General features: G+C 39.2%; 24 protein-coding genes. 2 read left to right on the forward strand and 22 right to left on the reverse strand.

Annotation, left to right across the window (positions count from 1 at the left end):
* The 17 genes from BLP57_RS17595 to BLP57_RS18865 all read right to left on the reverse strand — a co-directional run.
* On the reverse strand, window positions 1–284 hold a 284-nt coding region (locus BLP57_RS17595), incomplete at its 3' end, for a helix-turn-helix domain-containing protein (RefSeq protein WP_175442958.1).
* On the reverse strand, window positions 247–384 hold the full coding sequence (locus tag BLP57_RS07365; RefSeq protein WP_199579967.1) for a hypothetical protein: 138 nt from the start codon (window positions 382–384) through the stop codon (window positions 247–249). The genes BLP57_RS17595 and BLP57_RS07365, both read right to left, overlap by 38 nt.
* A 309-nt stretch (window positions 385–693) precedes the next feature.
* Window positions 694–1,068, reverse strand: a complete 375-nt coding sequence (locus BLP57_RS07370) for a hypothetical protein (protein WP_015524968.1) — start codon at window positions 1,066–1,068, stop codon at window positions 694–696.
* A 140-nt stretch (window positions 1,069–1,208) separates the two neighbouring features.
* Window positions 1,209–2,186, reverse strand: coding sequence for a M28 family metallopeptidase (locus tag BLP57_RS07375; protein ID WP_242872569.1), 978 nt, complete (start codon window positions 2,184–2,186; stop codon window positions 1,209–1,211).
* Between the two features lie 433 nt (window positions 2,187–2,619).
* Window positions 2,620–3,327: a hypothetical protein gene (locus BLP57_RS07380; RefSeq protein WP_242872570.1), complete on the reverse strand. Its 708-nt coding sequence runs from the start codon at window positions 3,325–3,327 to the stop codon at window positions 2,620–2,622.
* Window positions 3,324–4,622, reverse strand: a complete 1,299-nt coding sequence (locus BLP57_RS07385; protein ID WP_092070482.1) for a hypothetical protein — start codon at window positions 4,620–4,622, stop codon at window positions 3,324–3,326. The genes BLP57_RS07380 and BLP57_RS07385 overlap by 4 nt, the downstream gene beginning before the upstream one ends.
* 2 nt (window positions 4,623–4,624) lie before the next feature.
* Window positions 4,625–5,275 (reverse strand): ATP-binding cassette domain-containing protein, encoded by a 651-nt coding sequence (locus BLP57_RS07390; RefSeq protein ID WP_044925097.1) that lies wholly within the window; start codon window positions 5,273–5,275, stop codon window positions 4,625–4,627.
* A 43-nt stretch (window positions 5,276–5,318) separates the two neighbouring features.
* On the reverse strand, window positions 5,319–6,047 hold the full coding sequence (locus tag BLP57_RS07395; protein WP_242650130.1) for an ABC transporter permease: 729 nt from the start codon (window positions 6,045–6,047) through the stop codon (window positions 5,319–5,321).
* An 18-nt stretch (window positions 6,048–6,065) separates the two neighbouring features.
* On the reverse strand, window positions 6,066–6,839 hold the full coding sequence (locus tag BLP57_RS07400; RefSeq protein WP_242872571.1) for a hypothetical protein: 774 nt from the start codon (window positions 6,837–6,839) through the stop codon (window positions 6,066–6,068).
* A gap of 118 nt (window positions 6,840–6,957) precedes the next feature.
* Window positions 6,958–8,442 carry a DUF6034 family protein gene (locus BLP57_RS07405; RefSeq protein ID WP_092070485.1) on the reverse strand — a complete coding sequence of 495 codons (1,485 nt, stop codon included), beginning with the start codon at window positions 8,440–8,442 and terminating at the stop codon, window positions 6,958–6,960.
* 99 nt (window positions 8,443–8,541) lie between these two features.
* Window positions 8,542–9,678, reverse strand: coding sequence for a sensor histidine kinase (locus tag BLP57_RS07410; RefSeq protein WP_242872572.1), 1,137 nt, complete (start codon window positions 9,676–9,678; stop codon window positions 8,542–8,544).
* A gap of 281 nt (window positions 9,679–9,959) precedes the next feature.
* The gene (locus BLP57_RS07415; protein WP_059085761.1) at window positions 9,960–10,625 is read right to left on the reverse strand and encodes a response regulator transcription factor; all 666 of its coding nucleotides are present in this window, start codon (window positions 10,623–10,625) and stop codon (window positions 9,960–9,962) included.
* Between the two features lie 197 nt (window positions 10,626–10,822).
* A complete protein-coding gene (locus tag BLP57_RS07420) occupies window positions 10,823–11,158 on the reverse strand; it encodes a DUF2500 domain-containing protein (protein ID WP_161206386.1) in 336 nt (111 codons plus the stop codon).
* Between the two features lie 42 nt (window positions 11,159–11,200).
* On the reverse strand, window positions 11,201–11,569 hold the full coding sequence (locus BLP57_RS07425; protein ID WP_092070494.1) for a hypothetical protein: 369 nt from the start codon (window positions 11,567–11,569) through the stop codon (window positions 11,201–11,203).
* A gap of 444 nt (window positions 11,570–12,013) precedes the next feature.
* Entirely contained in the window at window positions 12,014–13,120 is a 1,107-nt protein-coding gene (locus BLP57_RS07430) for a DUF4179 domain-containing protein (protein WP_092070497.1), read from the reverse strand.
* Window positions 13,114–13,653 carry an RNA polymerase sigma factor gene (locus tag BLP57_RS07435; RefSeq protein WP_092070500.1) on the reverse strand — a complete coding sequence of 180 codons (540 nt, stop codon included), beginning with the start codon at window positions 13,651–13,653 and terminating at the stop codon, window positions 13,114–13,116. The genes BLP57_RS07430 and BLP57_RS07435 overlap by 7 nt, the downstream gene beginning before the upstream one ends.
* A gap of 529 nt (window positions 13,654–14,182) precedes the next feature.
* A complete protein-coding gene (locus BLP57_RS18865; protein ID WP_330389374.1) occupies window positions 14,183–14,356 on the reverse strand; it encodes a hypothetical protein in 174 nt (57 codons plus the stop codon).
* Between the two features lie 390 nt (window positions 14,357–14,746).
* Here BLP57_RS18865 and BLP57_RS07450 point away from each other — a divergent pair, with 390 nt between their 5' ends.
* Window positions 14,747–15,286, forward strand: coding sequence for an RNA polymerase sigma factor (locus BLP57_RS07450; RefSeq protein ID WP_092070503.1), 540 nt, complete (start codon window positions 14,747–14,749; stop codon window positions 15,284–15,286).
* Window positions 15,283–16,077 (forward strand): hypothetical protein, encoded by a 795-nt coding sequence (locus BLP57_RS07455; RefSeq protein WP_092070506.1) that lies wholly within the window; start codon window positions 15,283–15,285, stop codon window positions 16,075–16,077. Before BLP57_RS07450 ends, BLP57_RS07455 begins: the two co-directional genes overlap by 4 nt.
* Before the next feature lie 288 nt (window positions 16,078–16,365).
* Here the strand turns inward: BLP57_RS07455 and BLP57_RS07460 are convergent, their stop codons facing one another.
* The 5 genes from BLP57_RS07460 to BLP57_RS07475 all read right to left on the reverse strand — a co-directional run bounded on the left by BLP57_RS07460 (window position 16,366) and on the right by BLP57_RS07475 (window position 21,650).
* Window positions 16,366–17,613, reverse strand: coding sequence for an IS256 family transposase (locus BLP57_RS07460; protein WP_005338314.1), 1,248 nt, complete (start codon window positions 17,611–17,613; stop codon window positions 16,366–16,368).
* A 107-nt stretch (window positions 17,614–17,720) separates the two neighbouring features.
* Window positions 17,721–18,137 (reverse strand): hypothetical protein, encoded by a 417-nt coding sequence (locus tag BLP57_RS18215; protein ID WP_242872573.1) that lies wholly within the window; start codon window positions 18,135–18,137, stop codon window positions 17,721–17,723.
* Between the two features lie 45 nt (window positions 18,138–18,182).
* Window positions 18,183–18,527: an Rpn family recombination-promoting nuclease/putative transposase gene (locus BLP57_RS18220; protein ID WP_242872574.1), complete on the reverse strand. Its 345-nt coding sequence runs from the start codon at window positions 18,525–18,527 to the stop codon at window positions 18,183–18,185.
* Between the two features lie 232 nt (window positions 18,528–18,759).
* A complete protein-coding gene (gene add / locus BLP57_RS07470) occupies window positions 18,760–19,758 on the reverse strand; it encodes an adenosine deaminase (protein WP_092070509.1) in 999 nt (332 codons plus the stop codon).
* A gap of 101 nt (window positions 19,759–19,859) precedes the next feature.
* Window positions 19,860–21,650 (reverse strand): aminopeptidase P family protein, encoded by a 1,791-nt coding sequence (locus tag BLP57_RS07475; RefSeq protein WP_092070512.1) that lies wholly within the window; start codon window positions 21,648–21,650, stop codon window positions 19,860–19,862.
* Between the last annotated feature and the right edge of the window lie 4 nt (window positions 21,651–21,654).

Here is a 21,654-nt window from a genome sequence, read left to right on the forward strand (position 1 = left end):
TAACGTGGAAATCCGCAGGCTGGTTCCCGAAAAAACTTCCGGAACGCACTTTCCAGATGCAGCTGCGCATTCGCCAGGGCAAGGGAATCCACCTCCTTCAGCCATGGATATTCCTTTTTATATCCGGCCGGTGTGTTCCGGAGCATCTTTTTTTCTTTCTGGTAATAGCTGATCTTATCTGCAAGCATCTGGTTATAGATAAAGCGGCTGCAGCCGATTGTTTGCTCTATCTGAACTCTCTGCTCTTTATTTGGATAAATCCTTATTTTTACGGCGCGGTTCATTCTTCTCACCCTGGCTTTCTATATACTGCCGTATCGTTTCAATCGTTGCTCCACCTGCACTGAGCAGGCCGAAGATCTGACCCCAGAATGCATCTTTCATGGTCTAACTCCATTATATTTATCGTCCTTTTTCTTATATCGACGGATATGTATTTATGAACTAATTGTTCTTTTTCAGTATACTACATCAGGGAAGGGAGAACGAGTGTTTCTTTTATACTATAGAGATTTTTTTTGAGCAGATATGCTCAGATGTGCAATTCATCTCACCACCTGAAGAGGTGGGAGAATTCTTGCTACATTTGTTAAAATTTATTCTTCTCAGTGGCCTTAATATATAGTTTATCAAAATATAGAAGAAATGGATATATATTTTCTTTTAATATTTTTCTAAAAAAGCTTTATTTTATCACTCTCCAGTCACCGGACGCATCATGGAAAGCAGCTCCTTCCGGTAATGATCGGCCTTTTCCTGATTGCCCTGTTCTTTCCGTACCATCTTTGTGATTCCCGGATACTGTCCCGGGAAGCTTTCCAGCATGATACCATCTCCATAGATTAGGTAAACATCTCCGTCTGTCATATCTTCCTCTGTCAGCTTCTTTCCATTCTCATCCGTAAGCTTATCCGGTATCGTTCCGGAGAAAATCGTGTCCGTGTCCAGATCCGCAAAATACCAGCTGTTATCATCTGTATGAAAATACACTGCTGTCATCGGCTTTTCCCCGCATCCCGCCAGACAGAACATAACAAGTACCGCCAGCATCACGATCCATTTTTTCATTATTCCACCTCCTAGTCTCTGTCAGTATTTGATTATTTCGACTTCACACTGTGCTAGCACCATGAAAAACATTAATATTACTGACTTCTACAATGTTTTTTATCTGGCACTACCATTAGTGGGAGATTTTTGATATAAATTTAATTGATCGTTGGAAGTACTTCCATAACCTGATCAATCACTTCCACAATTCTCTGCATATCCATATTTTCTTTTACATCAGAACTATCATTCACGTTCAAACCATCTTGCCAGTCCTGGACAATAGATACTGCCGGGATATTCACTAATGCAAACGGATAATGGTCACTGTTGGTTGCCATTGTCAGGAAAAATCTGTCACTGGGTGTAAATAGTTCTGACATACTGTTTTTATTTAATTCTGCCAGTTTTTTCAATCCCTCATCATCATATTCCGCATTGTCTGGTCTTTTGTTTCCTTCGATCATCGCCATATAACCCAGATCACTTTTTTCTGCAATAGTATCAATATTTATTACTCCGATGATCTGTTTCCGCTCGTCCTCCGTCAGCTTACCAACATACCATCTTGAACCCAGCATATATTTCTCTTCGCCCGAGAACAGGATGAATTTTATATTATACGGTATCTCTGTATCTTTTAAAATCCTTGCCAGTTCAAGCACTGCTGCCACTCCGGAACCGTTATCATTGGCGCCCACCGAATCTTCTGCACTGTCATAATGGGCACTTATGATCAGATTTTTTGTAGTATCAATAGATGAGTTTTTTGTCACAATGATATTTTCACCAATGCCGTCAACAATTGCATTCTCGGCTGTTGATGCCAGAAACACATCCGCCTGCGAGGAATGCCTTATTGCATTCTCATTGTTTTCATCGTTATATTCGAATTTCTGGTATTCTATATTGTCATATCCCAGATTGCCAAAATATTCACTAATATATTCTTTTACATTCTGTATTGCATCAGAATTTATTGGACGCGGTTCAGAAGTGATTTCATCGATGATCTGTTCAATATTCTGTTCCAAAGGCTCTATTATTGTACCGTTCTGGGTAACACTCTCCGCCATTGTCTGAATTGGTGCTATTAATGATATAACCATAATTAAGGCAATTGTAATTTTTTTCATTTGTGAGCTCCCTCATTTTACCAAGTATTAATCAGTATCTTTTATCCAATAACTTTCCATGCAAAACCATAGGCTACAACGAAAGCTTTTTTCCATACCATAAACATTATCATGTGATATACTTCTGCCAATTAAATCTCAGATTTTGAAAAAGGGACAGACATTGATAAATTTACTTAGTTCCATTCTGGGCTATGCACGGAACATTACAACCACATGATCAAAAGGCGGTAAATCTGATATTCTAAATGTACATTGTGATCCTTTTTTAACAAAATTAGCTTTTTTATCATTTATGTTATCAACTGATACTATTATACCATGAACTGCATCACCAACCAAGTGTTCTTTTTTGCTTTTACAGCGTTCGTACAGTGCTTTTACAATTCATTGCACATCTGTAAAGGAAAGAGACTTCTTGCTATATATTATGTTAAATTCCTGAAAGTATTTTCTTTGCGTTCTCCAGGTTATTTTTTCCATTTATTTTTAGATATACTTTACTGATTTCAGAAGGCTCTCCTATTTCTCTGCAGAGATCCTGTGCCTGGGAAATGGGTATGTAGATTTCGTTGCCTTCTATTACTACAGCGGCTTTACAGGGCATATATGAGGTTTGCAGTTCTCTTGCGGAATTGCCGGATAAAGTGGTAAGATCATCCGTGGCTTTGGAAGTTTCCTTCTCTTTTTCATCCAGGGAATAAAAAATATTCAGGTTTTCACCCATCTCTAAAAATTTTTCCTGTTGTTTTTTTGAAATGGCATGATTATTATAGTCTTTCATATCCCGTAGGGAAGCATTTCCCAGCAATAACAACGGCATCTTCCCCAGTTCATTCTGAGTTGGATTTTTTCCAAACGCATTCATATCAATTCCTGAAAAAGTCGTTGTTTCCGTATAATCTTCAATTTTGATGACAACCGGGACTTCTATGACTGGCCAGATTTCTTTTATACCTTTTATCTTCTTCGCTTTCTGCAAAAAATCTTCATCATAAGCCAGATCTCCAAGTGGGAGCAACACAGTAAATTGCCGTTTTTCTTCTTTCATGCCTGCCAGCAGCATTCCTAATAATGTAAGTGTCAATGTCAGCAGAAGTATGACAAATAAGGTAAAGCTGTCTATTTTTTTTCTTTTCAATGAGAAGCCGCCTTTCTCACTTCTTCGAGAAGGATATTTTTCTTATGAAGCTTTCTGACCAGAATCAGGATTATGGAAATAAGCAGTACTGCAACAACTGCAACTATGGAATACCACCAGTTATTGGTTTTCTCCTGGTCATCTTCAACCTTTAAAGACTTTATCTGGGTTTCTTTGATTTCAGAATCAAATTTTATTTCGTCCTCATACGATTTGCCATCGGCATCCTCATACGTAAGAATTAATTGACCTGCACATTTTCCTGTTTTTCCTTTTACATATATGCGAAGACTTCCCTGGGATAAATCTCCGGCCTCTATGGTCCCTAAGAATGCCGTATCGTTTGAACTTAATTCATCAGCTTTTAAGCTGACACTTGCATTGTATATTTTGTCTCTTCCGAGATTCATTGCTTTTACCGGGATCTCTACTGTATCCATAGTGTATAAAACAGATGGAATATCTGAAGCTTCCAGCTTAACACGAACCGGTTGGATGATCTGAAAAGACAGTGATTCTGTACCGGTAGTTGCCGTTGCTTTTGAATCTTCATAATCCAGAGAAAAAGTAATGACAGCCTGTCCAGGATCACAGTTTTCTGTTATAGTAATCATCTGTTCCAAAGTAATTGCTTCACCCGGAGCCAGGACTTGTACATAAAAAGAGTTTTTCTCAAATTCGATTCCTTTGTTCTCTGTAGAAAGGGAAATTTTTAAACCAAATACATTTTGACTGCAGCTTTTATTTCGAAATGTCAGCGACATTTCTGTTGTAGAACCAGCCTCCAATCGTCCACCTGAAAGATTGCTGTCTTCTAATAATACCTGCGGTTTATGTAATATTTTTTCACTTGATGAGTCTGATGTTGAATTACCTCCTCCCCCACCGCCCGAATACCCTCCGTTGTCTATAACCGGATCTGTTATCTGCGGGGCGTCACCGTCCTCCGGATTATCACTGTCTATTACAACATGAAAAGGATTCGATTTAGAACCATCACCAAAGTCATCTCCTGATGTAAAAATATCCGGATCCGGATTTTCTTTATCGGTATCAGCTTTATCAGGAGTCTTTTCATCCTCTGCCGGAGGTTCGCTACTCGTAGAATCATCCTCTTTTTTATCAAGGGTTAACGAGTTATCATTCTCATAAGATACGGACGGATCTGAGTCCGTAAATCCTTCTTCAGCAGATGTAATCTCCGTGTTTTGAGGCTCTGTGGCAAAAACGGTAGCTGGAAGAAATATTATTGTCGTACACAATACTAATGCCGTTTTTACAAATAAATTTCTCATTATCAGGCAGTCCTTTCTCTTAAGATTCCTCCATCCATTTCATATACGTGGTCACATAAGATTCTGATGTCCTCTTCATTATGGCTTGCCAGCAAAATGGTTTTTCCTGCTGCTTTTAAATCCAGCAGCAGTTCTCTTATTTCTTCCACGCCATGTTTATCCAGTCCATTAAACGGCTCATCCAAGATCAAAAACAGAGGATCTTCCATAATGGCCTGTGCAATACCAAGGCGTTGACGCATTCCAAGGGAATATTTTCCGACTGGTTTCTTCATGTCCGGATCCAATCCTACCCTTTTTAAGACTATGCGGATATCGGCCTTCGAAATCCGGCCATTCATGTCTGCCAGGATCTCCAGATTTTTAAAGCCCGTATATTGTGTAAGAAAACCGGGAGTCTCGATAATAACTCCAAGACTTTCAGGAAAATCCACATCATGGCCTATTTTTTTTCCAAATACAAAAATAGTGCCCGTAGTTACAGGGAGAAACCCACAGATGCATTTCATAAGAACGGTCTTTCCGGAACCGTTATTTCCAACAATCCCATAGACGTTCCCTGTTTTCAAGGAAAGATTTACTTCCTGTAACACGATGTCTTCACCGAAACGTTTGGTCACGTGTTCTATTTTTACGCAGGTGTTCTGCATCATTCCACTTGCTCTTTGCGGATCACAGGCCAGATTAAATGTCCCTTCAGATTTCTTCCAATCTTCCATATAAAACACCTCCCAGAATTCCCAGCATTACTAATAAAAACAACAGTAGAAATAGCCAAAGTCCTATTTTGTCCGGTCCCCAATTTTTATCAGCCAATATCCATTCTACTGGATAAAACCATATCTGATTTTTAAAATAGCGGTCATGAAGAATAATTCCGAAATAGAAGCTTACAAAAGGGATTCCATATACCATGTAAGCAGAATCCCATAAAATCCCGCAGCTTCCACCGAAAGTACTTATGATACTTCCGATAAGTCCTGTCCGGAATGCCTTCATGAGCAAGTCCAGAAGTGCTTCTTTCTGAATAGCACCCTGTATCTCCAGCGGATAGAACACAATAAAATTGATAAAAAGTACCGTTAGTATAGCTAATGTCCAGACCATAAAACCAGACATCATAATAGAAAAGACTTTACCTTCGACATACTGTCTGCGGGTCGTTCTGGGAAGTATCTCCTTTAAAAATCCACTTTTATATTCTTGCAGAATGGAATCACTCCATGGCAATACGGCCGCTACCGGAATGGCAAAAGATACTGCCTGACTTTTTAAGGAACCTTCCAGTATACTGATAAAAGTACCACATGCCAGTGCTTTTTTTAAGCTGGGATAAGTCTGGCCAATGGCGATGGAAATGCAGGCTATCAGCCATGCTGCCAGAAAATTCTTATTAAATAACATACGTTTTGTTTCACCCCACACAGGTATTCCCCCTCCCGATCATGTCTTTTCTCCAAGAAATTCAAAGGTATATTTTTTCATCCGGTTAATTGCAAAAACTGCAAGAAGAACTAAAATACCCAGAAAAAACATGTAGGAATGCGTGATTTTCGGAAGCAATGGGTCATAACCTAAGTTATGTTTTCCGTATACTGCCTGGTTCAGAGGACTGATCCAGCAGATTAATACATTTACCTGATACATTTCGTATTTTTCTTTATGTAAAATTGCAGCCAGTACTTTCGGGTCCAATAAAAAACCAAATACACTGTAAAGAAGGCCAAAAATCATACCCTTAGTCTTCCCTTTATAGAGATTTCCTACAAGGATTACAAAGCTTAAGGTCAGCGAATAACAAAACAGAAGGAAGAAAACCTGCAGCATACAGCCATAGGGTGAGATACTTTCCATGACCCTTACTGTAGAAGGGACCTGCAGGTTTTTTCCTAATTCTGAATAACCAAGCATGGCCGCAGTTTCGCTCCACAGGTTACCTGGATAACTCTTTTTCATACACAGCACGGCCGTAAATAACAGCATCAAAACCGTATATAAAACAGTCACAAGAATAACATAAATGAATTGACCTAAAAGCCATTTCCTCTTGGTTGTCCGGGTCAGCTGGTATGGAGTAATAGGTGTCATCTTCGGCAGGTCAGAAAACATAAGAAGCAAGAGCAGCGAACTGGACAGTACTGCTATCCCATCCCCAAATGTCCAGATAAATGGCTCAATGGCCTGTACCGGTGTATCGTAGGTCTCCATTACAACCATGATTCTGCCTGTAAGTAGAAAACTAAGTACAAATTCTAACAGAAATATAAAAATAACTTTGGGATTGCGTAAAAATCCGAAGAAATTGTACCGTACAATTCCAAATACCTGCCTCATGTCAGTAACCCAAATTTCGGTCTATAATACTGCCATCCACAGCATTAATGGTAAGGAAACTTTCATTCGGAGTTTTTATGGTATTTGATTCTGTTTCTCCGTTATATTCACTTTCTGAAGTCATGCTGCCGAAAAAATCCCAGACAGGGATCATAATACCTGTGTGTGCGTCAGTAGACGGCTCATATATTCTGGCATAACCAAGAACAATCCGATCAATATTATAGACCCTGGAATTTTCATATTGCATATTATCAGCGTTTGTTACCACCATCATTTTTTCATAAATTTTCATAATCTCGCTGAATGAAAGAAGATTTAAATTCTCTGTCTTTATGTTACCAATTGTGTATGGATTTGAATAAGTCATGCTTTCTATGCCATCTTTATCGACATAGAAACAGAGACTTTCATAAGACCATGTTTCCATTGTACTGTCCATATCTTCCAATGCCCCACCGCCTGCAATTGTCTGAGTTACCGGCACACCATTTATGGTACGTGCATAGTCAATTCTATATCCATTTCCAAAATTACCTGAACTATTATCGCCTTCAAAACTTTTGCACACCGCGTAATTCCAGTTAGAAAACTGTAAATCTGTGATGCCCATTTTTTCAACTTTTTCCTTTACAAGTTTTTTGGCTTCATCCAGGGACAGCCCGATAGATTCTTCTGTGGGTTTTTCTTCCTCTTCAGAATATCCGTAATCACACCACATTGCATCCTCCGGTATTTTTTCCCCGCCCTTGTTTGCTGCTTTCTTGATCTTGACTGATAAGGTATCGGAGCCAGCGGAAGATATTTTATAGTAGTATTGTGAATCATCTGGCATTTGTGCAATACAATCGAAAGAATTTCCGGCAACAGGTTTTGCCTCTGTCAGGGTTTTCTTTTCCGGAGCAGTTTCGTATTCCTGTTCCCATGTCTCAATATCTTCATAGATATCATAGACATAATTCCCATCATCGTCTGTTCCATAGTTATACGGATCCAGGTTTCCGTTTGCAACGTCTTCTTTTAGTTCATCCAGAGTTTTTTTAATTTCATCCTTTGTCTTCACATAATAACTATCCATGGTATAAAGTTTTGCCTCTGAGAAGAATGCGTTTGTAATACGGTCGAGAAGCTCCTGGGTAACTTCTGCCGCGGTGACAGAAATAGCAGATATCTTTTCCACTTCCGGAATTTCTACGCTTGCATCTGTATTTACCACGAGCTTGGCACTGTCATCTTCCACATGGCTTTTATAATTTTGAGGAGCATTGATGAGATTCCTGATGGTTGTCTTTGACTCTGAACCGTCATCGTTCTTGCTTTCAGATGCTTCTCCTTTAGAACCGCTGACATCATCCGCTTCCGTATAGGCATCTACAGCCTTGCTCCCCTTTGGCTTTACCAAAGAAGAATCCGGGGTCTGTGCGCATCCTGTAAACATTCCAATACAAAGCACTATTCCTGCAAACTTTTTAATATTTTTTCTCATTTCTGGTAAAATCTCCTTTCTAAGGTTGTTATAAGTATATCATCGAGCATTACACCAAATCTTTCGCGATTTGTAACTGATATGTAAACGTTAGTGTGATTACCAGAAAACAGAGACGGTAGTTCCTTTTCCCGGATTGCTTTCAATCTTCAGATGGAAATCGTGCAGTTCTATAATTTTCTGACATAAAGAAAGACCGAGCCCTACACTTCCTTTTGCCCTGGAACGAGATTTGTCTACCATATAAAATGGTTCCGTCACCATTTCCAGATCCTCTTTCGGTATTCCCTTTCCAAAATCTTGAACCATCAGATGGTCTGGGGTTGCCTCAAGCACAATTTTAGATTCTTTCCTGGAGGCTTTGACTGCATTATCAATTAGATTTGTCACTACACTTATCATTAAGTCCTGATCAAACTTCTTTACCAATTCTTTTGGTTCACAAAATACATCAAGAGAGATGTTTTTTTCTTGAAGCCTGCAATCAATGAGTTCTTTTACTTCTTTCAGGAAATTATCCACCTGTATTTCAGCTGGATTGAATGAGTTTTCCGAAGCTTCGTAGAGTCCGGTCAATTCCAGCATTTTCATAGAAAGTCTTGAAAGCCTGCGACATTCATTTTCAATATAAATCAGAGCCTTCTCCTGCCTTTCCGGGGTTAGGCGCACAGTAAGCAATGTATCTGCATAGCCTATGATTGCAGTCATTGGGGTCTTCAGCTCATGAGCCAGACTTCCAATAAGCTGTTTTTGTGTCCGGTTTATGTTAGAAAGACTTTCAATTTGTTCTTTTATTTTACCTGTCATAAAATTAAAGGTTGCACCTACCTGCGCAAGTTCTGTATTTCCCTCTGACGGTACTTTAAAATCATAAATACCTTCAGAAACAAGAAGCGTAGCTTCTCTTAGGCTTGTAAGCGGTGCTGTGATTTTTCGAAGGCTCAAATAAAGGATAATTCCCATCACCACGATCAAAGATAAAGTAAATACACCCGTCTGAAAAAACAGCAGATGACTTTTTTCTATTACATCTGTTATATCTTTATAAGTAACAATCTGATATCCCATATTTACATTGCCATAGTAAAATAACAAAAGTGTCCTTCCATTTATCTGACTGATCATAGGGCCATGACCGTCACTGTTGCTGCCATGATCCACCATGTTTGCCTTACTTTCACATAATTCTCTTAACTTTTTTACATCGAATTCATAAACAGTTCCATTATAGATCATTTTTCCATCAAGATATAAAACCGCGCTGTCATGAAAAACCTGCCGAAAAGCATAAGTAACTATTTGGGGGCGCATTTCGTTGTCGGTATTCTGTTTCTGATTGTCAGAAAGGCTTGTTTTATTTTCAAACTGTAAGATATTTGTTCTGAATATACTGCTTTCATAACTGTTGATATTCTGTATACTCTGATTTTTCCAACAATAAGTGGTATAGAGAAAGATCCCTGACGACACCAACAAAATGATACATGTAGTCTGAGCAAAGATCTTTATTAAGAGTTTCATAAATCCACCTCAAGTCTGTAACCGATTCTGGGAATTGTTTTAATCTTATCCTGCCAGCCAAGCTTTTTCCTGATACGACCCACATGTGCATCCACAGTTCTTGTTTCTCCGCAGAACTCTTCATTCCACAGTTCCTGCAGAATCTGATTCCTGGTCAGTGCTTTGTTCGGGTTTTTGGCGAACACCATGAGACAGTTATATTCCATTGGCTTTAAATAGATTTCCATGCCCATTTTTGTAACAGTACGACTAGACGTATCAATGATAACATCACCAATTTGAATCTGTTCTTGTACAGTGCCATTACGTTCCAGTACCTTTTCAAGACGGACCATCACTTCCAGCATTTCAAATGGTTTTACAATATAATCTTCTGCACCGTCTTTTAATCCCTTTATCTTGCTCGCGATATCTCCCTTTGCGGTAAGAAATATTACGGGGATTTCATACTGCTTCAGTTTCGGTAACAGGCTATATCCGTCTCTTCCGGGAAGCATGATATCTACAAGTGCACACTGAAACGCATGATCTTGAATAATTGCTTCATATGCCTCATTTCCATCCAGATATCCTACTGTTTCATACCCTGCAATCTCCAAATTCATACATAGCAGGTCATTGATTGACATTTCGTCTTCTATCACAAGAATTCTTGCCTTCATAATTATTACCTCACATGTTTTTATAACTATCTTTTCACAGGTTAATTATACATTAAATTCTATATTGCAGTTGTAACTGATTTGTAACAGCAAAAAAGGAAACCAAAACCATTCTGTGAGAATAGTTTTGATTTCCTGTATAAACCGTTATTTTCTGATCGTTTATAACGCTGGTGAGAACATCTGGGAGCAAATAATCAGTCTTTTATGAATCCCAAATATCTGCTTCCCTGATAAGTCAGCACTCCGGAATCTCCTTTTTTTATATTTTTAAATGCTTTCTTGTCAACATCAAATTCTTTTTCTGTATAGTCCGTCATGCGGAATTTGATTTTAAAGCTGGGGATATCATGCACTGTAAAACCATGACTTCCTGTCGGGTCACCTGCATTTGGTATCTGCTGCTGATATATTTCCCCTATTTTTTCTGATACAACAGCATCCACAGATTCTACGGAAGAATTATTATTTTTACTCCATTCCAGAATCATTCGAAAGAGAGACAATGCAAATACAAAAATTATTAAAATCACTAGAATTTTCACACGTAGCCTGATTCCTTTCATTTACCTTTATCAGATCGTGTCATTCAAATCACATCCACTGATGATGCGATTCCATAAGTTCTCCCGCTTGTCCATTCCTTTGGTAAAATAGGGAAGTCTTTCCTCTTCCAGCTCTTCCAGACGAAGCACATTTCCATTCAGATAATTGTCAATCCGGTATCCTGTACTTTTAAGTCTTGTAATCACGCCACCAATTTTTATATCCAGAATCTCATAACCAAATGGCTTTGCATTGTTCATCCAGATTTTTTCTCTTGATGATTTCATATCTGTCAGATTGCAGATGATTTCAGGAATAACATTCTGACTGATATCTTTCAACGCTGCTCTGTCCGATCTGTCATCTTTTCTTTTTTTCTCCTCATATACAGGAAACATTTACCCGCTCCTTTTTTTGCAAGATTTGTCTGTTTTTTCTTTCTATTTAGCATGAACTCCCGGTCAACCTGCTTTATAATACAGCCATAAGATAAAGAAAGGAGGAACAGACAATGAATAGATTTAAAGCTTATATCGAATATGTAATGAATTTTTATGCCAACTATTACAGATTTTACCGGTAAGTGCAAAATATGGCTTCCGGATATAACCCGGAATCTGTATTTGCAGTTCATGTAGACCTTGTAATCAATAATTTCAGTATACGTTAGAATCCGTTTCCTGTACATGAACAGGATGCGTTAATATATAAACAAAATTTACAGTTGGCAGACTTAGCCAAAAAGAACCGATATCAGTCTTGCAAAGACCTTGTATCGGTTCTTTTTGTATTTTCTCATTATCTAATTATGGGAGGATTTTTCTGTATCACCGAAAAAACTTTTATCCCCGCACTTCAAGCCATTGGTCAATGTTCCCAAAATGTACCGCCTGCAGGTTATCTACATCAACCAGTTGCGGGAAGCTGTTTCTGATGATCAGGACACCGTTTTCCTTATCCTGTTTTTCTCCACCGCCAGCGATGCCTCCCATGGTCCTATCAAGTGTTAAAACCGTTCCATCTTTATAACGCACCTGGTCAATACTAGTTCTGGCATAAAGATCCATGCCATAGTCCGTACCTGCGTACTCAAATTTGTTTTTTTCATCTTCATACACCTTCATAGCTTCATCATAATCAAGATATAATGACCATAAAAGGGGCGTTACTTCCATTTTTTTCACTGTGATTTCATAACCTCCAAAATCACATTTCCGGTTCACTTCCAGAGTTGTCGGAGGCTTTACTGCACCCAGAGTCCATTTAAAATCCCATGTTCCATCTGTAATAACAGTCGTATCATAATCTCCTTCCTCCGTAAGATTCTTTAATGTGATTTCTACTGTTTTATTACTCAGATCATAATCACCGTCATAAGATATACAGGCGTTAAAATATTTAAGATGTGTAGAATTTTGATCTGTTTTCAGTAACACATCCTGTCCTACCCCAGTATTGAAACTTCCAAATCTGTTATCGTCCACTGCATATACTTCTTTTCCATCGATCTTAAAATGTGTCATCTCCTCAAAAGAAGTATGATCAGTCATAGAAATACTGTCCTCTGTTTTCACTTCAAAAAAAGCATACAGGAATCCCTGATCCTGAATAGAATCTGTCAGGGTAACCGTCACACCATTTTGTGTTACAGACTGGTCTATATTCTGAATATAAGTTGATTCCTGCAGTGTCTCCTGCTGTTCCTCCGATGGATCCAGTCTTTTCACTAGGTAATCATTCCATTTAAAGAACTCTTTTGCAGCCACAGTAACAGCCATACCAGTACAGATTACTGCTGCTGCAATCAATAATCGTCCACTGATTTTTTTTCTTTTGTATTTTTTATCAACTGAATCCGCCTGTTCAATCTGTTTTAGTGTATCTTCAAATTTATTATGAAAATCCTGTGGTACTTCCGGTGCGATATGATTCCATTTCTTCTCTAACATGACATTTTCCCCTTTCCTGTTATTCTCTTTAATTGCTTGCTGTTTTTCCCAGTTGCCGGTCTTTTCTCTTCTTCGGATAACTGCACCTTCAAAAACTCTCTTGCACGTGAAAGTCTGCTTTTGATCGTTCCTTCCGGAATATCCAGAGCCTCACTGATCTCTTTCAATGAAAATCCTTCTAAATAATACAATGTTACCAAAACCCTCAGATCCTCCGGAAGTTCCATAATCGCCATATATAAATGACTGTATCTGTCCTCCTCAGTCATTTTCATATTGTCCATATATTCTTCATATGGAATAACATTTTTTCTTTTCCGAAGAATCCCTTTGCATTCATTGATCAATATCCTTGTGATCCATGTTCGGAAATATTTTTCTTTCTTTAAAGTGGAAAGTTTTTCATATGCCTTAAGAATTGTTTCCTGTACAGCATCCCCACAATCAGAGTCATTCTTCAGAATGGACTTTGATATATGATACAGCATGGCTTCTGCATCCCGAACCTCCTTAATAAATACATCTTTTGTCATAACTTTGTCTTCTCCTTTTGTCCAGCTGGATTACTACTCATGTTTACTTTTACACTAATTAGATGCATCGGAAAGGAAATCGGTTCTCATAAAAGTATTTTTTTCCGTTGCCTCTTCCATTGCCAACGAAATATCCACTTTTTTTAATCTCTGTTCTGTTTGTGTTTTTTATGTAATTCCGTAATATATTCCTCAAGCTTCTCTTTGTCTTGCTCTTCACAGGCGACAAAAACAAAACACTGCTTAGATCAATCCGATATGCTTTTACTGTTTTCTCACCCAGTTTCTCTGTATATGTGCAATAATTCCAGAAACGGTGCTAATTTATCCGGTAGTTTCATTTTTACTCTCTTACGTTTTTTACATTCTCCGTATTATACTACCATTTCACCAGAATATTTTCAGAAATTTTACAAACAAAAAGATGGACATAAGCAAGATCATACATGACAGAAGCACTCCTTGCATTGCCAATCAGATCCGGATTCGGATATTCATCAACGATGGATACCAGGTTGTGTTTTGTATATCAGCTGTCACAAGGGATGATGACATGATCTTTGCTGTGAAATTCAGGCATAACCTGCCGGATCATGGAGGCTGCCAGTTCCAGTTTAGACTCTTTTTTCTGCCACATACGATAACCAAGAGGAACGGAAAGATGAGATACTTTATCCCCATTCCAGACAGGTACGCAGAGCATGACTCTCACAAAGCAGTGTCCATTCAGATAGTTGGAACCGTTGTGTGCGGCTCAGTATAGATAATATCAGCAGAAATAAGGTATTTGCTGTCGGAACAGAAAAAGTTTCAAAATAGATCAAAAAATATTGCTGAAGTCTGCCTATCAGTGTTTTTTCGCTGTATAATGTTTTTGCCGTACAGGGTCACTTTCCTTTGTAATGTTTTATGCCAAATTCATTATACATCAGGAAATCCTGTACGATATTTTTTTATAAAAAAGTTGTAAAGTGGTGTATCAATATCATAATTTTCTAAAATTGAAACTTTTTGCGCTTTGACAGGATATATAAGAATGTAAAGGTTAAAAGCTTTTAATTTTTGAAAATATTAAAAAGAAAGTAGGATTGATATGACAGATGAAGAAGAACTTTTGCAGCGTCTCAGGAACAGAGAAAAAAATTCAATAGATGAAGCAATCCGAATTTATACGCCGTATTTGAGTACTGTTTTGTATCATATGGCCGGCAATTCACTGCCGAAAGAGGATATTGAAGAAATTGTGGCAGATGTGTTTGTTGTACTTTGGAAGAATACCGGAAGGATAGATTTGCAGAAAGGTACATTACGGTCATATCTTGCTGCTGTTGCCCGGAATTTTGCTCTGAAACGGATAAACAGAAAGATGGATCATACATCTCTTGAAGATATTGAGCTGTCAGATGGCAAAAATTTCATGGAAGAGAATTTTCACAATAATTATGTATGGGAAACAGTTATGAGCCTTGGCGAACCTGACAGCGAGATTTTTGTAAGGCGGTATAAATTTGATGAAAAAATCAAGGATATTTCAAAAGCAATGGGACTTAATATTTCTACAGTTAAGACCAGACTTTCAAGAGGAAAAAGAAAACTCAGAAAAATGTTATCGGATGCGGAGGAAAAATTATGAGAAGAAAAAATTTGCTTAAAGAATTGGGAATACAAAAACAGGTAGATATTTCCTGCAATGCTCTTGATATTGATACAGAGAATGTCAGACAGAGAGTTTATGCAAAACTTGACTTCGCAGATACAGAAAGGAAGCAAACGACTATGAGATCAAAAAAGAAAATATTACCTTTGTTGATAGCTGCAACACTTACAATTGGAGTTACTGCTATGGCAGCAACAGGAAAGATTTCAATGTGGACAGGTTCATCTGCATCACGTGCTGATTATACATCTCTTCCAACGTCAGAACAGATTACAAAGGATATTGGGTATAGACCGGTATTGATTGATACCTTTGAGAACGGGTACTGCTTCAAAGAGGGCAATATTATAAAAAACAGTTTTAAGGATGGCAATGCAAATGTAATTGAGAATTTTAAATCTGTGTCCTTTGATTATCAGAAGAATGGAGATGTTGTATCGTTTGAACAGCAGAAATTTAACTCAAAACTTACTCCGTCAGGTGATATTATTGCCACTGTAAATGAAACAAATTTGTATTATGTACATTATATAAATAAAGTGGTATCAGATGATTACGAATTGACAGAACAAGATAAAAAAGACCAGTCCAGTGGAAAAGTTGTATTTAGTTACGATGGCAGTGCTTCTCAGATTGAAGTCAGTCAGGTTCAAAGCGTTAACTGGAATAAGGATGGCATCCAGTATGATTTGCTGCAAATAGATGGAAAATTATCTGCCGGAGAACTTGCAGATATGGCGAGAGAGGTTATTAATAACAGAAGATAAAGAAAAAAGATGGTGGATTCAGTCCGGTTCACCATCTTTTTGTAACTGTTGTGGAAATACCTGTATCGCAGCTGATGCATAATATGTTATAATTTACAGATAGTGTAGCTGTCCAGAAGAGAGCGTTTCAAGTTTTGTGTAAACAGAAAAAACTGATATAAGATATGTCATTAGTTATCGAGGACAGAACCTGTTTTTCAGGGTTCTGTCCTTGTTTGTATTATAATGCAGTTTTAGGGCATGTCAAGCAGGACTGGCTGTGCCAGCCCTGCCTAGCATGCATTCTGCTTATAACCTTTCCAATCTTTCTTCGAAGAAAATTTCCAGCTGAGAATGGATCTGTCCCCAATCCTGACGGTGTCCCGTCCATTTCTTGGTGATATCTATCATGGCCAGATACAGCATTTTCAGGAGACTGTCATCGGATGGAAATACCGTCTTGGATTTGGTGACTTTCCGGAGTTGGCGGTTAAATCCTTCAATCGTGTTCGTGGTATAGATCAGACGTCTGACAGCTTCCGGATACTTAAAATACGTTGAAAGATTTGCCCAGTTATCTTTCCATGACTTTGCAATCTTAGGGTATTTCCCGCTCCATTTTTCGTCAAAGCTGTCCAGTTCTGCCAATGCAACTTCTTCTGTAGGAGCTGCATATACACGCTTCAGATCTGCCATAAGTGGTTTGATCTCTTTGTAAGAAACAAATTTCGTGGTATTCCTGATCTGATGGATTATGCACTGCTGGATCTCGGTCTGGGGAAATACTGCTTCAATTGCCTGTGGAAAACCGGTCAGTCCATCCACACACGCAATCAATATATCTTCTACACCCCGGTTTTTCAGGCCATTCAGGATGGAGAGCCAGAACTTGGCACTTTCATTTTGACCAACATACATTCCGAGGACATCCTTACGTCCTTCCATATCGATCCCAATCGCAATGTAAACAGCACGTTTTACAATCCGCCCCTCATTACGGGCATGGAAATGGATCGCATCCATAAATACAACAGCATACACACTTTCTAATGGCCTTTCCTGCCATTCTTTTACTATTGGCAGGATCTTATCAGTGATCCGGCTGACAGTACTGTCGGAGATTTCAAGATCGTATAATTCACGCATGTGGCTTTCTATATCGGCAGTAGTCATTCCTTTTGCGTACATGGAAATGATCTTTTCTTCCATGTCCTGCGTAATCGAATTCTGATACTTCTTTACAACCTGTGGTTCGAAGTCACCTTTTCGATCCCTTGGAATATCAATCTCCATATCTCCGTAACTGGTATGTAACGTTTTCTGGGAATGTCCATTCCTGGAATTATCGGTTTCTTTATTTCGATAATCATACTTGGAATATCCCAGTTCTTCATCCAGTTCCTGATCAAGGGCACCTTCCAAAATGATAGACATCATATCCCGCATAATGGAATTAACATCTGTTCCATCTTTTACTTTTACATTGTTTTCCTTCAGGTAGTTTCCCATGAGTTCTCTAAGCGCTGCTTTTTGTGGTGAATCCTTTTTTCTTGCCATAAAATAAACCTCCAAACTGAGTAATTCTATCTTACATCAGTTTGAAGGTTTACACAAACTTTGGGATACTCCCGTCCAGAAGAACTTTTATAGTTCTGTTCAATCTTTTATACTGTCAACAATTCAGCATTTTTTATGATATCTTTTATCTTTTTTTCGTCCATTTCAGCTACATCCGCGATCTGAGCAGCTGTATAACCTTTGTTGTACATTTTTATAATCATTTCCCGTTTACCCATCTCAATTCCGGTTTCAATTCCAGTCTCTTTAATTTTCTGGCTCAAATTACACATAATACTCACATCCTCTCTAGAATCCTTTTCCATTGGAATTGCATATTCATTTCCAATGATATCCAGTTTTTCGTTTGCTGTTAAATCCTGAGATAACAATGCTCCCAGTAATCTATGTAATTCATATTTCTCCTCATGCTTCGGAAGTTCTTTGGCAAGTCCGATCATTACGATATTAACCAAGTCCAGTTTGCCTTTCCATGCATGGGAATTTACAATACTATCTTTCACCAGGTGAATGTGTTCCAGACTATTTTCCGGCATATTCATACAAACCTAGATGGAATAGACTCGCTTGATATCATTATAATTTGAATTTGAAAAATCTCTTTCCTTTTGTGAGGAAATCATACGGCTTATATAAAAGATTGCCCGATTCAATATATCATACCCATTTGGTTCGTCCTTTTGGGCTTCTACATTGATAATAATCTGCGATAATCCATCCTTCATCCTGACATAGAATATAATGTCAAATCGTATCATTCCCTCATGAAGTTCCGGGTTTTCAGAATTAAGACTAACCACAAGAGATTCATCATTTTTAATAACAGTATTAGTAAAACCTGTTTCTATTGGAACAGTGTTAATAAATGGTTCGCCTTCAAGATAAGGAACCACATCTTCGGACTTAATGCCATTCTGTTAAAATCTCCTATTCTATACGGCATGACACCGTTTTATCTTAAGTCTGACCATGTTCCGCTCTGTAAGACCATGGTCAGGTAAATACTTATATTGTGAAACTTTTTCAAGTCTATCATAAAAGGATTTTGGATTCAAGATGGGGTAATGAGAAATTTTCTATCCGGATGTCCAGGGCTATCCTTTCGCCTGATAGTTTTCACACAGTTCAGAAAAGAAGCTGTTCTTTCAGTTTCCATTTTCTGTTCCTGGAAGTAAAGGCTGCCTCCACAGAATTCAGAAGCAGCAGCCTTTTCTGCTCCTGGGTAAGATTTAACAGAGATTCCATATATCGGAATTCCCGGGAAAGGGTTGTTCTTTCGATCGCCGGATCATCGGTATTTAAGGTTACCTTAAGTCCCATTTCGAGAAATGCTTTCAGCGGATAAGCAGACATTTCTTCCATAGCTTTTGTCTGGCGGTTGCTTGTAGGGCACATTTCCAGAAAAACCCCCTTATCCTTTACAAGCTGTATCACTTCCTTATTTCCCGCGATCCTCACACCATGACCGATCCTGACTGCCCCCATATGGACAGCTGTTTTTACATCCTCTGCATTTCCGGCCTCGCCTGCATGGATGGTAAATGGAATCTGATATTCTCTTGCTTTTGCAAAAAGCGCCTCGTAATTTTCTGTTGGAAAGAGTGCCTCGGCTCCTGCAAGATCGATAGCAACCACGCCGCCATCTTCAACAAGATATTTTTTTGCCAGCTCCAGAGTTTCCAGATTTTCTTTCTGGTTAAGATCACCGCGCATACAGCATAAGATCAGATTACCGGGGATGGGAGCTCTTTTCAGACCACGTAATGCAGCGTGGATCGCTGTTTCCTGAGTCATTTCCTTCTGTGTGTGGAGCTGTGGGGCAAAACGAAGTTCTGCGTAGATCACACCGTCTTCTTTCATTTCAGAAAGGATAAGATAAACAGCCTCTTCCAATGCCTCTTCTGTCTGAAGAAGGGAAAGAGGCAGGTCAAAGCATTTCAGAAAATCATTGAGATTTTCGCAGGTATCCGGCACAGAAAGAAGAGAAAGAAGCTCTTCATCTGTGGCAGCCGGAAGCGTGATCTGCTGCAATGCGGCAAGTTTTCTGGCTATCTCTGTGGTAATGCAGCCGTCCAGATGTGCGTGGAGATCGATGTAGTGATCAATTCTATTTTCTGTTTTCATAGGCGCTAAGTACCTCCCTGGTTGGATTTATTCTTATCCCTGAAATGGTTTTGCGTTTCTTATGGTATCTGTCGGAAGGAAATATTAAGGTGAATTCCGGGTTATATTTCCTGTGTGGCTTTTTTTAACCAGGATTGCTCTTCTTCATTCAGATACGGAGAAATCTTTTCGTATACAAGGGCATGATACTGATTGAGCAATTTGCGCTCTCCTGCTTCCATCTGTTCCGGATCGATACCTTCCAGATCAAATGGGACCAGAGTCAGTGGCTCAAATTTCATAAACTGGCCGTAGGATGTTTTTTCGGCTTTTTTGCAAACTACAAGATTTTCGTGACGGATGCCGAATTCATTTTCCGCATAATATCCCGGTTCATCGGAGGTGATCATCCCTTCTTCCAGAACAGGAGCCGGAAGCGCGGCAGGGCTTTTCCAGCGAAAACTCTGAGGTCCTTCGTGTACATTGAGAAGATAACCTACGCCATGGCCGGTTCCGTGGTTGTAATCCTCTCCCATAGCCCAGAGAGGTCCTCTAGCCAGGGCATCCAGATTCAGGCCGGTACAGCCGTAGCGGAATTTTGCTGCTGCCAGGTTTAGGTGTCCACGGAGTACTGCTGTGAAATATTTTTTTTCTTTTTCAGTAACCGGGCCAAGTACAACGGTGCGGGTGATATCTGTGGTGCCCTCCAGATAATGTCCGCCTGTATCCATCAGAACCAGCCCTTTTGGCTCAAGTGGAATATTGGTTTCTTCTGTTGCACTGTAATGGACAATGGCTCCATGTGCACCGTAGGCAATGATGGGATCAAAGCTGTTTCCCTGAAAATTCTCCTGTACGGAACGGAATTCATAGAGCTTATCAGCAGCGGAAAGCTCGGTGATCTCCTTCATTCCCGCATTTTTCTTCAGCCAGTGGATAAACTTCACCATTGCAACGCCATCTTTGAGGTGGGCAGTCTTTTCATTCTGGACTTCGGTTTCATTTTTGATGGCTTTTGGGAGAAGGGTCAAATTTTCACCGTCCAGGATCGTTACCGTCTTTGGAATACTGCTGACCAGCCGGCTGTTTACATTGCTTCTGGAAAGAAATACCTTTTTCTCTTCGGGAATCGTCTGTACATAGGTGTAAATGTCATCATATGGATAAATGGCAATACCGTCTTTGGAAAGTGCTTCCTTAGCAGAATCCGAAAAGGCTTTTTCATTGACAAAAAGACGGAGCTCACTGTCATCCAGCACAAGATAGGAAAGAACTACCGGGCAGCAGTGGGTATCATTTCCGCGGATATTTAAAAGCCATGCAATGTCATCAAGGGAAGTGAGGATAAAGAGGTCTGCGCCCTTCTCTTTCAGTTTGCTGCGGATCTCACGGATCTTGTCTGCTCTGGATCTTCCGGCCCATTTTTCGGATAATTCCATTACCGGTTCACAGGAAAGTGCCGGACGATCATCCCAGATATTTCCGATGAGATCCTCATTTACAGAAAAATGTACCTGTTTTTTCTGAAGGATTTTTTCTAGCGTCTCTGCTTCTTCTGCGCTTACGGTACGGCCATCGAAGCCGAGACACATTCCCTCTTTCAGATTTTCTTCCAGGAATTTGTGGATCGTTGGTACGTCTGGTTCTCCCATCTTAAATAGAGTAACCGGAGTTCCCTCTAACTGCTGTGCAGCCTGGATAAAATATCTTCCGTCTGTCCAGAGTCCGGCCATGTCCTGCATGATCACGGCAGTTCCGGCAGAACCGGTAAATCCGGTGATGTATTTTCTGCATTTAAAATAATCCCCAACATACTCAGAACCATGAAAATCATCGGTCGGAACCAGATAAGCATCGATTCCCTTTTCCTTCATTTGTTTTCGAAGAGCTGTGATCCGTTCTGTAACTGTCATAATC

The sequence above is a fragment of the Blautia sp. SF-50 genome (assembly GCF_900101315.1).
Taxonomy (GTDB): domain Bacteria; phylum Bacillota; class Clostridia; order Lachnospirales; family Lachnospiraceae; genus Blautia_A; species Blautia_A fusiformis.

Excerpts from the sequence above, each read along its gene's own strand:
- BLP57_RS07425 (WP_092070494.1), bottom strand. The coding sequence starts at position 11,569 with ATGTTTCCTGTATATGAGGAGAAAAAAAGAAAAGATGACAGATCGGAC.
- BLP57_RS07450 (WP_092070503.1), top strand. The coding sequence starts at position 14,747 with ATGACAGATGAAGAAGAACTTTTGCAGCGTCTCAGGAACAGAGAAAAA.
- BLP57_RS07365 (WP_199579967.1), bottom strand. The coding sequence starts at position 384 with ATGAAAGATGCATTCTGGGGTCAGATCTTCGGCCTGCTCAGTGCAGGT.
- BLP57_RS07400 (WP_242872571.1), bottom strand. The coding sequence starts at position 6,839 with ATGGTTGTAATGGAGACCTACGATACACCGGTACAGGCCATTGAGCCA.
- BLP57_RS07410 (WP_242872572.1), bottom strand. The coding sequence starts at position 9,678 with ATGATCTATAATGGAACTGTTTATGAATTCGATGTAAAAAAGTTAAGA.
- BLP57_RS07405 (WP_092070485.1), bottom strand. The coding sequence starts at position 8,442 with ATGAGAAAAAATATTAAAAAGTTTGCAGGAATAGTGCTTTGTATTGGA.
- BLP57_RS07375 (WP_242872569.1), bottom strand. The coding sequence starts at position 2,186 with ATGAAAAAAATTACAATTGCCTTAATTATGGTTATATCATTAATAGCA.
- BLP57_RS07430 (WP_092070497.1), bottom strand. The coding sequence starts at position 13,120 with ATGTTAGAGAAGAAATGGAATCATATCGCACCGGAAGTACCACAGGAT.
- BLP57_RS07385 (WP_092070482.1), bottom strand. The coding sequence starts at position 4,622 with ATGAGAAATTTATTTGTAAAAACGGCATTAGTATTGTGTACGACAATA.
- BLP57_RS07455 (WP_092070506.1), top strand. The coding sequence starts at position 15,283 with ATGAGAAGAAAAAATTTGCTTAAAGAATTGGGAATACAAAAACAGGTA.
- BLP57_RS07475 (WP_092070512.1), bottom strand. The coding sequence starts at position 21,650 with ATGACAGTTACAGAACGGATCACAGCTCTTCGAAAACAAATGAAGGAA.
- BLP57_RS07415 (WP_059085761.1), bottom strand. The coding sequence starts at position 10,625 with ATGAAGGCAAGAATTCTTGTGATAGAAGACGAAATGTCAATCAATGAC.
- BLP57_RS07435 (WP_092070500.1), bottom strand. The coding sequence starts at position 13,653 with ATGACAAAAGATGTATTTATTAAGGAGGTTCGGGATGCAGAAGCCATG.
- BLP57_RS18865 (WP_330389374.1), bottom strand. The coding sequence starts at position 14,356 with ATGCTCTGCGTACCTGTCTGGAATGGGGATAAAGTATCTCATCTTTCC.
- add (WP_092070509.1), bottom strand. The coding sequence starts at position 19,758 with ATGAAAACAGAAAATAGAATTGATCACTACATCGATCTCCACGCACAT.
- BLP57_RS07390 (WP_044925097.1), bottom strand. The coding sequence starts at position 5,275 with ATGATGCAGAACACCTGCGTAAAAATAGAACACGTGACCAAACGTTTC.
- BLP57_RS07460 (WP_005338314.1), bottom strand. The coding sequence starts at position 17,613 with ATGGCAAGAAAAAAGGATTCACCACAAAAAGCAGCGCTTAGAGAACTC.
- BLP57_RS07370 (WP_015524968.1), bottom strand. The coding sequence starts at position 1,068 with ATGAAAAAATGGATCGTGATGCTGGCGGTACTTGTTATGTTCTGTCTG.